The sequence below is a fragment of the Streptomyces dioscori genome (assembly GCF_003024195.1).
In the GTDB taxonomy this organism is placed as follows: domain Bacteria; phylum Actinomycetota; class Actinomycetes; order Streptomycetales; family Streptomycetaceae; genus Streptomyces; species Streptomyces dioscori.
The window spans coordinates 1-13,738 of the sequence record NZ_KZ679055.1; the positions used below are offsets into that span (position 1 = coordinate 1).

The 13,738-nt window shown below is 69.3% G+C and carries 8 protein-coding genes; 4 read left to right on the forward strand and 4 right to left on the reverse strand.

Translation table 11 applies throughout. The features are described 5' to 3' along the window. Window positions 1-64: 64 nt before the first annotated feature. From C6Y14_RS35615 to metH, 3 genes are all read right to left on the reverse strand, one after another. On the reverse strand, window positions 65-1,672 hold the full coding sequence (locus C6Y14_RS35615) for an ABC transporter substrate-binding protein (protein WP_107021030.1): 1,608 nt from the start codon (window positions 1,670-1,672) through the stop codon (window positions 65-67). Window positions 1,673-2,106: 434 nt separating this feature from the next. Beyond that, entirely contained in the window at window positions 2,107-2,808 is a 702-nt protein-coding gene (locus C6Y14_RS35625) for an HAD-IA family hydrolase (protein ID WP_107021032.1), read from the reverse strand. A 348-nt stretch (window positions 2,809-3,156) separates the two neighbouring features. Further along, window positions 3,157-6,684 (reverse strand): methionine synthase, encoded by a 3,528-nt coding sequence (gene metH / locus C6Y14_RS35630; protein WP_107021033.1) that lies wholly within the window; start codon window positions 6,682-6,684, stop codon window positions 3,157-3,159. A gap of 271 nt (window positions 6,685-6,955) precedes the next feature. On the opposite strand from metH, the gene C6Y14_RS35635 reads away from it, so the two are divergent. From C6Y14_RS35635 to C6Y14_RS35650, 4 genes are all read left to right on the forward strand, one after another. Next, window positions 6,956-7,723 carry an IclR family transcriptional regulator gene (locus tag C6Y14_RS35635; protein ID WP_107021212.1) on the forward strand — a complete coding sequence of 256 codons (768 nt, stop codon included), beginning with the start codon at window positions 6,956-6,958 and terminating at the stop codon, window positions 7,721-7,723. Between the two features lie 394 nt (window positions 7,724-8,117). Continuing rightward, window positions 8,118-8,924: an MIP/aquaporin family protein gene (locus C6Y14_RS35640; RefSeq protein WP_107021034.1), complete on the forward strand. Its 807-nt coding sequence runs from the start codon at window positions 8,118-8,120 to the stop codon at window positions 8,922-8,924. Window positions 8,925-9,067: 143 nt separating this feature from the next. Next, window positions 9,068-10,615, forward strand: a complete 1,548-nt coding sequence (glpK, locus tag C6Y14_RS35645; RefSeq protein ID WP_107021035.1) for a glycerol kinase GlpK — start codon at window positions 9,068-9,070, stop codon at window positions 10,613-10,615. A gap of 6 nt (window positions 10,616-10,621) precedes the next feature. Next, window positions 10,622-12,247 carry a glycerol-3-phosphate dehydrogenase/oxidase gene (locus tag C6Y14_RS35650; protein ID WP_107021036.1) on the forward strand — a complete coding sequence of 542 codons (1,626 nt, stop codon included), beginning with the start codon at window positions 10,622-10,624 and terminating at the stop codon, window positions 12,245-12,247. 266 nt (window positions 12,248-12,513) lie between these two features. Here C6Y14_RS35650 and mtnK read toward each other — a convergent pair whose 3' ends face one another. Continuing rightward, a complete protein-coding gene (gene mtnK / locus C6Y14_RS35655; RefSeq protein WP_107021037.1) occupies window positions 12,514-13,725 on the reverse strand; it encodes an S-methyl-5-thioribose kinase in 1,212 nt (403 codons plus the stop codon). Between the last annotated feature and the right edge of the window lie 13 nt (window positions 13,726-13,738).

Sequence of the window (13,738 nt, forward strand, 5' to 3'; positions counted from 1 at the left end):
CGACCAGCACATGAGAACGGCCGCCCCCTTCCGGAAGGGGGCGGCCGTTCTCATGTGCTGGTCGTCAGTCGCTGCCGACTCCGCGGCCCAGCTCCCACAGCTGCAGCGTGGCCGACGAGTTGAGCGCGTACTCGGCGCCGGTGATGTCGTCCCGTACGGCGACGTACTGCTTGCCCTGCCACAGGGGCAGGAGCGGGACGTCGTCGGCGACGATCTTCTGGATCTCCTCGATGCTCTTCGAGGCGCTGAGGCGGTCGGCCTCGCGGCGGGACTCCGGGATCAGGGTCTCGCGGATGCGCTTGTTCACGTACGGCGACGCGATGGTGTTGTCCTTGTCCAGGAACGGCGTGAGGAAGGTCTCCGCGTCCGGGAAGTCGGGGAACCAGCCCATGCCGTAGACGGCGAACTTGCCCTCACGCTGCTTGGGGCGGTAGGTCTCCCACTTCTCGCCCTTGATGTCCACGTCGAAGAGGCCGGTGTCGTTGAGCTGCTTCTGCAGTGTCTCGAACTCGGCCTTGGTGGCGGAACCGTAGTGGTCCGTCGTGTAGTTCATCGTGAACTTCACCGGCGTGGTGATGTTCGCGGCGGTGAGGAGGTCCTTGGCCTTGGCGACGTCCGGCTCGCCGTACTCGTTGAAGAACGAGTTGGCGTGGCCGGTGACGGTGGCCGGGACCATGGAGTACAGGGGGTCGGCGCCGGTGCCGTACACCTTGTTGGTCAGTTCGCCGCGGTTGACGATGTGGGCGATCGCCTGGCGGACCGCCTTGTCCTTCAGGGAGGGCTTCTCGACGTCGAAGCCGATGTAGCGGATCTCCAGGCCGGGCTGCTCGATCACATCGATCTTGCTGTCCTCGGCGTTCTGCAGCTTCTTGATCTGCTCGGGCGACATGGTGCGGGTCATCATGTCGATGTCGCCCTTGTCGATCGCGGCGCCCATGGACTCCGTGTCCTCGAAGGACCGCAGCTCGACCTTGTCGTTCTTGACGTCCGAGATCCCCTGGTAATACGGGTTCTTGGTGAAGACGATCTTGGTGACGTCGTCGCCGCTGGTCTCGGCCTTGAGGCTGTACGGGCCGGAGCCGCTGACGTCGAAGCCGTCCCGCAGCTTGTTCTTGGCGTAGTCCTTGGGGTTCAGGATGCCCGCGACCGGCGTGGACAGCTTGAACGGGAAGGTGGCGTCGGCGCTCTTGAGGTGGAAGATCACCTCGCGGTCGCCCTTGGTCTCGACGGCGTCGACGGTCGACAGCAGGGCGAAGACGCCCGTGTCGGCCTTGATCTGCAGCGCGCGGTCGATGGAGAACTTCACGTCCTCGGCGGTGACCGGGTCACCGTTGGAGAACTTGAGGTCCTTGCGCAGCGTGCAGGCGTAGCGCTCGTTGCCGGAGTCGGTGAATCCGCACTCCTCGGCAGCCTCGGGGGTGGGGTCTCCGCCGCCGTTGGGCATGGCCATCAGGGTCTGGACCGTCTGGCGCAGGACGTTCCACGCGCCGACGTCGTACGCGTAGGCCGGGTCGAACGGGGCCGGTGCCTCCTTCGAGGCGGTGAACCGGTCGGTGGTACCGACGGCGATCGCGTCGCCGCCGTCGCCTCCACTGTCGGAACCGCCGCACGCGGCGAGGACAGAGGCGAGCAGACCGATCGCGGCCGGCAGCACCAAAGGCTTACGGTTCATGCTCGAAGTTCTCCAGAGCTGTCGATCCCGCGGGCCCGGCATGCCGGGGTGTTGCGGTCGGGTACACGGGGGTTACGGCGATGTTCTCGCGATGAGATTAGTCGGGACCGGCAGGACGGTTCGCAGGTACCGGAGTTGAGTTCCCATCACGCTGCGAGACCGGCTGTGGACGCACCGAAAAACCGACAGTGGAAGGATTCGTACAGGTTTCCACGAATCAGGACACAAGGGCGCGCACATGACCCTCACAAAGGCCCGCCAGACACACCGGGAGCCTCTTGTCGACCCCCTCCGCAGTGGCGAACGTCACACCTTCAACTGTGTGCGAGAGCACCGGAATTCGGCCACCCGGGGCGCGCGACCGGTGATCGAATTAACTCGATGCAGTGACCATGCAGTTTTTCCGCATTCCCTCGTGCACCGTGGGTGAACGATTAGCGCTTTTCCGTCATCAGGCTCCGGAGAAAAGGCAGGTCGACCTGTTCGAGGGATCGTACGACGGTCCTTCCGGCAGCCGGGGCGATCGGCGCGACGGAGGGTACGGCGACGACCTGGCAGCCCGCCGCCTCCGCGGCGGCCACGCCCGTCGCGGTGTCCTCGATGACCGCGCACCTGGCCGGATCCGCGCCGAGCCCGGCGGCGGCGATCAGATACGGGTCGGGGAAGGGCTTGGTGCGCTCCACCTCGTCGCCCGCGACGGTCAGGGTGAAGTTCTGCGCGCCGAGCGAGAGCAGGACGCGGTCGATGATGCGGCGGTGCGAGGCGGAGACCAGCGCGGTGGGGATGCCGTGCGCGGCCAGCTCTGCCAGGAGTCTCGCGGCGCCCGGCATCAGCGGCAGGGAACGCGCGATGCGGTTCTCGAACCCGTCGTTCAGCAGCACGGTGAGTTCGGAGAGGGTGATCGTGGCACCGGTGGCCTCGATGAGGAAGCCCGCGCTGCGGGTCATGGGGCCGCCGACCACGACGTGGCGCCAGGCGTCGTCCAGCCGGTGGCCGAGCTGGGCGAAGACCTCCACCTCGGCGTCCCACCAGAAGCCCTCCGTGTCGACGAGGGTTCCGTCCATGTCCAGGAGGACTGCCTGGAGGGTGGAGCTTTCGGCTGTACGGGTGCCTGGTGGGGGGACCGTACTGGTCATAGGCGCACCTCCGTCTGAGGGACGAGAAGGCCGGTTCCCTCCCGGGGAACCGGCCTGCACTGGACCGACCAGTGTACGTCCACGTCGGCAGCGGCGCCTCTTGGTATGGCGGGGGCGCCGGGGGCTGGGGGTGCTTGGTCGGCTGACGGTGCGTCGTGGTTGCTCGCGCAGTTCCCCGCGCCCCTGAGTGGGACGGCGCGCAGCGCCTCCCCGAGGGGCGCGGGAGACTGCGCCGTTCCCCGCGCCCCTGGGTGGGACGGGGCGCAGCCCCTCCCCGAGGGGCGCGGGGAACTGCGCGGCCCGCCCCCACCGGACCCGCACCCGTTTGTCGCGCCCCTCAAGAAGTTCTCAACGGGCGTTGAAGTACTTCGCTTCCGGGTGGTGGATCACGATCGCGTCCGTGGACTGTTCCGGGTGGAGCTGGAACTCCTCCGAGAGGTGGACGCCGATGCGCTCGGGCTCCAGGAGGCGGGCGATCTTCGCGCGGTCCTCCAGGTCGGGGCAGGCGCCGTAGCCGAGGGAGAAGCGGGCGCCGCGGTACTTGAGCGCGAACATGTCCTCCATCTCGGACGGGTCGTCACCGGCGAAGCCGAGTTCGGAGCGCACGCGCGCGTGCCAGTACTCGGCCAGCGCCTCGGCCAGCTGCACGGACAGGCCGTGCAGTTCGAGGTAGTCGCGGTAGGAGTTCGCCTCGAAGAGCTTCGCCGTCTCCTCGCCGATCCGGGAGCCGACGGTGACGACCTGGAGGCCGACGACATCCGTCTCGCCGGACTCCTCGGGGCGGAAGAAGTCGGCCAGGCACAGCCGGCGGCCACGGCGCTGGCGCGGGAAGGTGAAGCGGGTGCGTTCGTTGCCCTGGTCGTCCAGGAGGATCAGGTCGTCGTCCTTGGACACGCAGGGGAAGTAGCCGTATACGACCGCCGCTTCGAGGAGGTTGCCGGTCTGCAGCTGGTCCAGGAGGCCGCGCAGGCGCGGACGGCCCTCCGTCTCCACCAGTTCCTCGTACGTCGGCCCGTCGCCCGTGCGGGCCTGCTTGAGGCCCCACTGGCCCTTGAACAGCGCGCCCTCGTCGAGCCAGGACGCGTACTCCTTGAGCTGGATGCCCTTGATGACGCGGGTGCCCCAGAAGGGCGGGGCCGGGACAGGGTTGTCGACGGCGACGTCGGAGCGGGCCGCGCCCTCCTCCGGGCGTTCCTCGACGACTGTCTGGGCGGTGGCCCGCACCCGGCGCTGCTTCAGCTCCGGCAGGGTGGCCCCGGGTACGCCGCGCTTGACCGCGATGAGCGCGTCCATCAGGCGCAGGCCCTCGAACGCGTCGCGGGCGTAGCGGACCTCGCCCTCGTAGATCTCGTGGAGGTCCTGTTCGACGTAGGCGCGGGTGAGGGCGGCGCCGCCGAGGATGACGGGGTAGTCGGCGGCCATCTTGCGCTGGTTGAGCTCCTCCAGGTTCTCCTTCATGATCACCGTGGACTTGACCAGGAGTCCCGACATGCCGATGACGTCGGCGCGGTGTTCCTGGGCGGCCTCCAGGATCGCGGAGACGGGCTGCTTGATACCGAGGTTGACGACGGTGTAGCCGTTGTTGGACAGGATGATGTCGACGAGGTTCTTGCCGATGTCGTGGACGTCGCCGCGCACGGTGGCGAGCACGATGGTGCCTTTGCCGTCGTCGTCGGTCTTCTCCATGTGCGGTTCCAGGTGGGCCACCGCGGTCTTCATGACCTCGGCGGACTGGAGCACGAACGGCAGTTGCATCTGGCCGGAGCCGAACAGTTCGCCGACGACCTTCATGCCGTCGAGGAGGGTCTCGTTGACGATGTCGAGCGCGGGACGCTCCAGGAGGGCGTCGTCGAGGTCCTGTTCGAGGCCGTTCTTCTCGCCGTCGATGATGCGCCGCTTGAGCCGCTCGTTCAGGGGCAGGGCCGCCAGTTCCTCGGCTCGGCCGGCCTTGAGGGACTTGGTGGTGGCGCCCTCGAAGAGGGCCATCAGCTTCTGCAGCGGGTCGTAGCCCTCGCGGCGGCGGTCGTGGATGAGGTCGAGTGCGGTGGTGACCTCCTCCTCGGTGAAGCGGGCGATCGGCAGGATCTTCGAGGCGTGCACGATCGCCGAGTCGAGGCCGGCCTTGACGCACTCGTCGAGGAAGACCGAGTTGAGCAGGACGCGCGCGGCCGGGTTGAGGCCGAAGGAGATGTTCGACAGGCCGAGGGTGGTCTGGACGTCGGGGTGGCGCTGCTTGAGCTGCCTGATGGCCTCGATGGTGGCGACGCCGTCGCCCCGGGACTCCTCCTGGCCGGTGCAGATGGTGAAGGTCAGGGTGTCGATGAGGATGTCCGACTCGTGGATGCCCCAGTTGCCGGTGAGGTCGGCGATGAGCCGTTCGGCGATCGCGACCTTGTGCTCGGGGGTGCGCGCCTGGCCCTCTTCGTCGATGGTGAGGGCGATGAGCGCGGCGCCGTGTTCCTGCGCGAGCCGGGTGACCTTCGCGAAGCGCGAGTCGGGGCCGTCGCCGTCCTCGTAGTTGACGGAGTTGATGACCGCGCGCCCGCCGAGCTTCTCCAGGCCGGCCCGGATGACGTCGACCTCGGTGGAGTCCAGGACGATCGGCAGGGTGGAGGCGGTGGCGAAGCGGCCGGCCAGTTCCTGCATGTCGGCGACGCCGTCGCGGCCCACGTAGTCGACGCACAGGTCGAGCATGTGGGCGCCCTCACGGATCTGGTCGCGGGCGATCTCGACGCAGTCGTCCCAGCGGGCCTCCAGCATGGCCTCGCGGAACTTCTTGGAGCCGTTGGCGTTGGTGCGCTCGCCGATCGCCATGTACGCGGTGTCCTGGCGGAACGGCACGGTCTGGTAGAGCGAGGCGGCGCCGGGTTCGGGGCGCGGGTTGCGCGGGGCCGGTGTCAGGTTCCGTACGCGCTCGACGACCTGGCGCAGGTGCTCGGGGGTGGTGCCGCAGCAGCCGCCGATCAGGGAGAGGCCGTACTCGGTGACGAAGGTTTCCTGGGCGTCGGCGAGTTCGGGGGCGGTCAGCGGGTAGTGGGCGCCGTTCTTGCCGAGGACGGGGAGGCCGGCGTTCGGCATGCAGGACAGCGGGACGCGGGAGTGGCGGGCCAGATAGCGCAGGTGCTCGCTCATCTCGGCGGGCCCGGTGGCGCAGTTCAGGCCGATCATGTCGATGCCGAGTGGTTCGAGCGCGGTGAGCGCGGCGCCGATCTCCGAGCCGAGGAGCATGGTGCCGGTGGTCTCCACGGTCACGGAGACGATCAGCGGCAGGTCCACGCCGAGGGTGTCCAGGGCCCGGCGGGCGCCCAGTACGGATGCCTTGGTCTGCAGCAGGTCCTGGGTGGTCTCCACGAGCAGCGCGTCGGCGCCGCCGGCGATCATGCCCTCGGCGTTCCGCTGATAGGCGTCGCGCAGCAGCGTGTACGGGGCGTGCCCGAGGGTCGGCAGTTTGGTGCCGGGGCCCATGGAGCCCAGCACCCAGCGCTGCTGACCGGTGGAGGCGGTGAACTCGTCGGCGACCTCGCGGGCGATGCGGGCGCCGGACTCGGAGAGCTCGTAAACGCGTTCGGCGATGTCGTACTCGGCGAGGGCGGCGTGGTTGGCGCCGAAGGTGTTGGTCTCGACGCAGTCGACGCCCACCGAGAAATACTCCTCGTGGACGGAGCGCACGATGTCGGGGCGGGTGAGGTTCAGGATCTCGTTGCAGCCCTCAAGGTTCTGGAAGTCCTCAAGGGTCGGGTCCTGTGCCTGGAGCATGGTGCCCATCGCGCCGTCGGCCACCACCACGCGGGTGGCGAGCGCCTCGCGGAGGGCGTCGGTTCGAGCCCGGCTGTAGGCCGACTCGGACGGAAGGGACGGGTTCGGCAACGAGGCCATGGAAGATGCTCCCTGGAGTGCGACGGCTGTCGGCTTTGCGCTTCTTGTGGAAGGCGCACGCCGTCAGGGTAGCCCGCGGCGGCACCGGAGGGGCGGGAGCGTCCACGGGACGGACGCGCGATCCGTACCCGGCATCGGGTTGGATGCGTTCGCAACTCGTCACGGCCGCCCATTAGCGGGAGGTCGGCGGCGAGCGGTAATGTTCGACATTGCCGAACGGTGGCGGCGAAGCGGCGACCGACGGTCCAAGGGGACGGAGGGCACGACGGCGATGGCACGGAACATCCAGTCGCTCGAACGGGCGGCCGCGATGCTGCGGCTGCTCGCGGGCGGGGAGCGACGGCTCGGCCTGTCGGACATCGCCTCGTCGCTGGGCCTGGCGAAGGGCACGGCCCACGGGATCCTGCGCACACTGCAGCAGGAGGGTTTCGTCGAGCAGGACGGGCCCTCCGGGCGCTACCAGCTGGGCGCGGAGCTGCTGCGCCTGGGGACGACCTATCTCGATGTGCACGAGCTGCGGGCGCGCGCCCTGGTGTGGACCGACGACCTGGCCCGTTCCAGCGGCGAGAGCGTCTATCTGGGGGTGCTGCACCAGCAGGGCGTGCTGATCGTGCACCACGTGTTCAGGCCCGACGACAGCCGGCAGGTGCTGGAGGTCGGGGCCATGCAGCCCCTGCACTCCACGGCGCTGGGCAAGGTCCTGTCGGCGTACGACCCGGTGGCGCACAGCGAGGCCCTGGAGGCCGAGCGCGAGGAGTTCACGGCGCGTACGGTCAGCGCGCCGGAGGCGTTCGAGCACGTCCTGGACCTGACCCGCGCGCGCGGGTACGCGGCCGATGTCGAGGAGACCTGGACGGGCGTGGCCTCGGTGGCGGCGCCGATCCACAACCAGCGGCGGATGCCCGTCGGCGCGGTGGGCGTCACGGGGGCGGTGGAGCGTGTCTGCGACAAGGACGGCGGGCTGCGTCCGGAGCTGATCGCCGCCGTGCGCGACTGCGCCCGCTCGGTGTCGAGGGACCTGGGCGCCGGGCGGTTCTGAGCCCTCGCGGAGGCCGCGCCGCGCCTTGGGTGGGGCGCGGCCGAGTCCGGGGCCCCGATCGTGGGAAGAAGGCCGGTACGTCGTCGACGTACCGGCCTTCTTCGTGCCCCGCCGGCCACGGAACGTTCCTGCTCGCACGCGGTGTGCGGCCGTTCCCATGATCGATGGGTCACAGCAGTCAGTAACGATCGTGTTTTCGATAACAGAGGCCTTGACGAGGTGGTATTGGCAGAGCAAGACTCCCGTCCATCGGTCGGCATTGTCGAACACCTACCGGCAATACGCGTTAGAGTGTGACAAGGCCAAGGGCCGGCAACGACCTCACCTGAGGTCGCGAACCACCGGAGGGACCCGGGGTTCGCCTTCCCCTGGACGAAGGACAAAGGAGTCGCGGGTGTCCAGCTCCGACATCTTCATCGGCGAGACCATAGGTACCGCCATACTCATCCTGCTCGGCGGTGGCGTGTGCGCCGCCGTCACGCTGAAGGCCTCCAAGGCACGCAACGCCGGGTGGCTCGCCATCACCTTCGGGTGGGGTTTCGCGGTCATGACCGCCGTGTACATCTCGGCGCCCCTCTCCGGTGCCCATCTGAACCCGGCCGTCACCCTCGGCATCGCGATCAAGGACGACGACTGGAGCAACGTCCTGACCTATTGGTCCGGCCAGCTCCTCGGCGCCATGATCGGTGCCCTGCTCGTGTGGGTCGCGTACTACGGACAGTTCCTCGCGCACCTCACCGACCGCGCCATCGTTGGAGACCAGCACAGTGTGGGCGGCCCCGGTGCGCAGGACGTCAAGTCCGTGGAGGCACGGGAGGCCAAGGCGGGCCCGGTGCTCGGCGTCTTCTCCACCGGCCCGGAGGTCCGGGTCGCCTGGCAGAACGTCGCGACGGAGGTCATCGGCACCATCGTGCTGGTGCTCGCCGTCCTCACCCAGGGACTCAACGACAGCGGCAAGGGCCTCGGCACGCTGGGCGCGCTGATCACCGCGTTCGTCGTCGTCAGCATCGGTCTCTCGCTCGGTGGTCCGACGGGGTACGCGATCAACCCGGTCCGTGACCTCGGCCCGCGCATCGTGCACGCCCTGCTGCCGCTGCCCAACAAGGGCGGGTCGGACTGGAGCTACGCCTGGGTTCCCGTCGTGGGACCGCTGATCGGCGGAGCGATCGCCGCCGGTATCTACAACGTGGCCTTCGCCTAGAGCTTTACAGCTTTGCTTGGAGCCGTACGTCCGCTCGGCGCCGACGTCCGTCCGGTACGGGACGGACGTCGGCCGGAGCCGGAAGCAATACGCCGTAAGCCAGCCCCACACCCACGGAACCCACGGACTTTCAGGAGCACACCGTGACCGACGCGCACACCGCCGGCCCCTTCATCGCCGCCATCGACCAGGGCACCACCTCCAGCCGCTGCATCGTCTTCGACCGGGACGGCCGGATCGTCTCCGTCGATCAGAAGGAGCACGAGCAGATCTTCCCGAAGCCGGGCTGGGTGGAGCACAACGCCGCCGAGATCTGGACCAACGTCCAGGAAGTCGTCGCCAGTGCCGTCGAGAAGGCCGGCATCACCCGCGACGACATCAAGGCCATCGGCATCACCAACCAGCGCGAGACGACGCTGCTGTGGGACAAGAACACCGGTGAGCCCGTCCACAACGCCCTCGTCTGGCAGGACACCCGCACCGACGCGCTCTGCAAGGAGCTCGGCCGCAACGTCGGCCAGGACCGCTTCCGCCGCGAGACCGGCCTGCCGCTCGCCTCGTACTTCGCCGGCCCCAAGGCCCGCTGGCTGCTCGACAACGTCGAGGGGCTGCGCGAGCGCGCCGAGGCCGGCGACATCCTCTTCGGCACCATGGACAGCTGGGTCATCTGGAACCTGACGGGCGGTGTGAACGGCGGCCGGCACGTCACCGACGTCACCAACGCCTCCCGCACGATGCTGATGAACCTGCACACCATGCAGTGGGACGAGAAGATCGCCGAGTCCATCGGCGTCCCGCTGAACATGCTGCCCGAGATCCGCTCCTCCGCCGAGGTGTACGGCGAGGTCACCGGCGGCCGGCTGGGCGACCTGCTCGGCGGCATCCCGGTCGCCTCCGCGCTCGGCGACCAGCAGGCGGCCCTGTTCGGCCAGACCTGTTTCGCCGAGGGCGAGGCCAAGTCCACGTACGGCACCGGCACGTTCATGCTGATGAACACCGGTGACAAGCTCATCAACTCGTACAGCGGCCTGCTGACCACCGTCGGCTACCAGATCGGCGACCAGAAGCCGGTCTACGCCCTTGAGGGTTCCATCGCCGTCACCGGCTCGCTCGTCCAGTGGATGCGCGACCAGATGGGCCTCATCAAGTCCGCCGCCGAGATCGAGACGCTCGCCCTGTCGGTCGAGGACAACGGCGGCGCGTACTTCGTGCCGGCCTTCTCCGGTCTGTTCGCCCCGTACTGGCGTCCCGACGCCCGCGGTGTGATCACCGGCCTGACCCGGTACGTCACCAAGGCGCACATCGCGCGCGCCGTCCTGGAGGCCACCGCCTGGCAGACCCGCGAGATCAGCGACGCCATGACGAAGGACTCCGGCGTCGAGCTCGCGGCCCTCAAGGTCGACGGCGGCATGACCTCCAACAACCTGCTGATGCAGACCCTGGCCGACGTCCTGGACGCCCCCGTGGTGCGCCCGATGGTCGCCGAGACCACCTGCCTCGGCGCCGCCTACGCCGCCGGTCTCGCCGTCGGCTTCTGGACGAACACCGAGGACCTGCGCGCCAACTGGCGGCGGGCCGCGGAATGGACCCCGAACATGGCCGCGGACACCCGTGACCGTGAGTACAAGAGCTGGCTCAAGGCCGTCGAGCGGACCATGGGCTGGCTCGAAGACGATGCTGACGAGGAGTAATTCGCAATGACCACCCTGCAGAGTGTCCCGGCTCTTGGGACGCACCCGGCCAACGGCTCCGCCGCCTTCCACGCGAAGGCAGTGAGCCGCGCCGAGACCCGGGAGCAGCTGTCCAGGTCGACATACGACCTCCTGGTGATCGGTGGCGGAATCCTGGGCATCTCCACCGCCTGGCATGCCGCGCAGTCGGGTCTGCGGGTGGCCCTGGTCGACGCCGGCGACTTCGCCGGCGCGACCTCCTCCGCCTCCTCCAAGCTGCTCCACGGCGGTCTGCGCTATCTGCAGACCGGCGCGGTGAAGCTGGTGGCGGAGAACCACTTCGAGCGCCGTGCGGTCTCCCGTCAGGTGGCCCCCCACCTGGCGAACCCGCTCACGTTCTACCTCCCCGTGTACAAGGGCGGGCCGCACGGCGCGGCGAAGCTGGGCGCGGGTGTCTTCGCGTACTCGGCGCTGTCGGCCTTCGGTGACGGCGTCGGGCACCTGCTCTCGCCGTCGAAGGCCGCGCAGGACGTTCCCGAGCTGCGTACGGACAACCTGAAGGCCGTGGCCGTGTACGGCGACGACCAGATGAACGACTCCCGGATGGCCCTGATGACGGTCCGCGCGGCCGTCGAGTCGGGTGCCACCGTGCTCAACCACGCCGCCGTCACCGGCCTGCGCTTCACCCGGGGACGGGTGACCGGCGCCGAACTGAAGGACACGCTCTCCGGTGACGAGTTCGGCGTGTCGGCGCGCCTGGTGCTGAACGCGACCGGGCCCTGGGTGGACCACCTGCGCAAGATGGAGGACGAGAACGCGGCGCCCTCCATCCGCCTCTCCAAGGGCGCGCACCTGGTCCTCAAGCGCACCTCCCCCTGGAAGGCCGCGCTGGCCACGCCGATCGACAAGTACCGCATCACCTTCGCCCTCCCCTGGGAGGACATGCTGCTGCTCGGCACGACCGACGAGGAGTACGAGGGCGACCCCGCGGACGTCTCGGTCACCGAGAAGGACATCTCACAGATCCTCGACGAGGCCGCGTTCTCGATCCGCGACAAGCAGCTGACCCGCGACCTGATCACGTACTCCTTCGCGGGACTGCGCGTCCTGCCCGGCGGCCCCGGCGACACGTCCAAGGCCAAGCGGGAGACCGTCGTCACCGAGGGCCGGGGCGGCATGCTGTCCGTCGCGGGCGGCAAGTGGACGACGTTCCGGCACATCGGCCGGACCGTCATGAAGCAGCTGGAGACGCTGCCGGGCCGGCCGCTCGGCGAGGACTTCGAGCCGGTCTCCGCGCTGCCGAAGAAGCTGCCGCTGCCGGGTGTCGCCAATCCGCGCGCGGTCGCGCACCGGCTCCTCGTCGACACCCCCGCGGCCGGTCCGCGGATGGGCGCCGACACGGCCAAGCACCTCGCGACGCACTACGGCTCGCTGGCCTTCGACATCGCGCGCCTCGCCGAGGACAACCCGGAGCTGGCGGGGCGTGTGCACGAGGACGCGCCCGAGATCTGGGCGCAGGTCGTGTACGCGCGCGACAACGAGTGGGCGGAGACGGCGGACGACGTCCTGCGGCGCCGCACGACCCTCACGATCCGCGGCCTGGCGGATGACGAGATACGGGGCAAGGTCCAGAACTTGCTCGACAACAAGTAGGCACTTGGGGCCCGCCCCCACGGGGCCGCACCCGCCGGTGAGCGGGTGCGGCCCCGTCGTGGCCGGTCGCGCAGTTCCCCGCGCCCCTGAAAGAGCGGGGCTGGGCGCCGCGTTCCCTGCGCGGCTCAAAGCCGAAAGATTGCGCCGTTCCCCGCGCCCCTGAGTGGGACGGGGCGCAGCCCTCCCGCCCCTGGGTGGGACGGGGCGCAGCCCCTCCCCGAGGGGCGCGGGGAACTGCGCGGCCCACCCCCACCGGGCCCGCACGTTCAGGGGACGAGGCACTCGGTCGTGCTGTCGCCGTTCTCGGTGTTCTCGGTGTTCTGGATGCCTTCGATGTCCTCGGGGCTGTGCAGTTCCGCCCTGCGGAGGATGAGTTCGCGTCCGAGCAGGAGTGTGGCGCGGGAGGCGGGGACCGGGTCGGGCAGGGTCGTCAGGTCGGTGAGGTGGGCGAAGCCGATGATCCGGCGGACGATCTCGGTGCCCGCGAAGCCGACCGCGTCGGTCCACACGCGGCGCAGGAAACGGTCGAGGTAGGCGTCGTCGAAGAAGGTGTCGACGCGGGTCGGCCACAGGCGGCGGAACTCGGACTCGAACCCCTCCCAGGAGAGGCGGAGTTGGGCCGCGTGGTCGGTGACGGTACCGAGGGCGCGCGCCCGGGCAGTGGCGACGAGGACGTTGGCCCAGTACAGGCCGATGTCGTAGCCGATCGGGCCGACGAAGGAGAATTCGGGGTCGAAGACGCGGATCACAGGGGTGCCGTCGCGTTCGCCGACCATGACGCTGCCGGTGTGCAGGTCGCCGTGGAGCAGGGCCTGCGCGGACGTCATGAAGGTGTGGCGCAGCTCGGCGACCTCGGTGCGCAGCCGGGTGTCGGCGCGGAACTCGGCGGCCAGGTCGTCGAGTTCGGGATGCCAGTGGTTGTGCTCGTGCTCGATGTAGGGCTCGGAGAGGACGACGTCCTCGGTGATCCTGCACAGCTCGGGGCTGACGGAGGCGGCGATCAGGGCCTTGCGCTCGGCGGACGGCATGCCGAAGTCACTGGTGGCGAAGGTGAGTTGCGCGACGAACTCGCCGATCCTGCGTGAGGTGTCCGGGCCGTAGGAGGCGCCCGCGTTGAGGACCGTGCGCAGCACCTCCAGGTCGGACATGTCCTCCATGACGAGGGCGTAGTGGCCGGGGTCGTAGCCGTGGATCGCCGGGATCTTGTCCGGGGCGACCCTGGCGACCTGTTCGTAGGCGCGGGCCTCCGCGTCGGCACGTTCGGGGCTCATCGGCCAGGAGGGGCCCGCGACCCGGACCCAGGGCAGGGCCTGCTTGACGGCGAGGCCGCGGGTGCCGGCGCCGTTCGCGGCGAGGAACACGCGGTTCATGTTGCCGTCGGAGACCTCGCGGACGTGGATGTCCTCCAGGTCGTCCCAGTGGCCGCGCTCACGCAGGTACGCGGGCACGTCCTCGGTCTCCAGGATGCGGTAGCCCATGAGAACTGTGAAC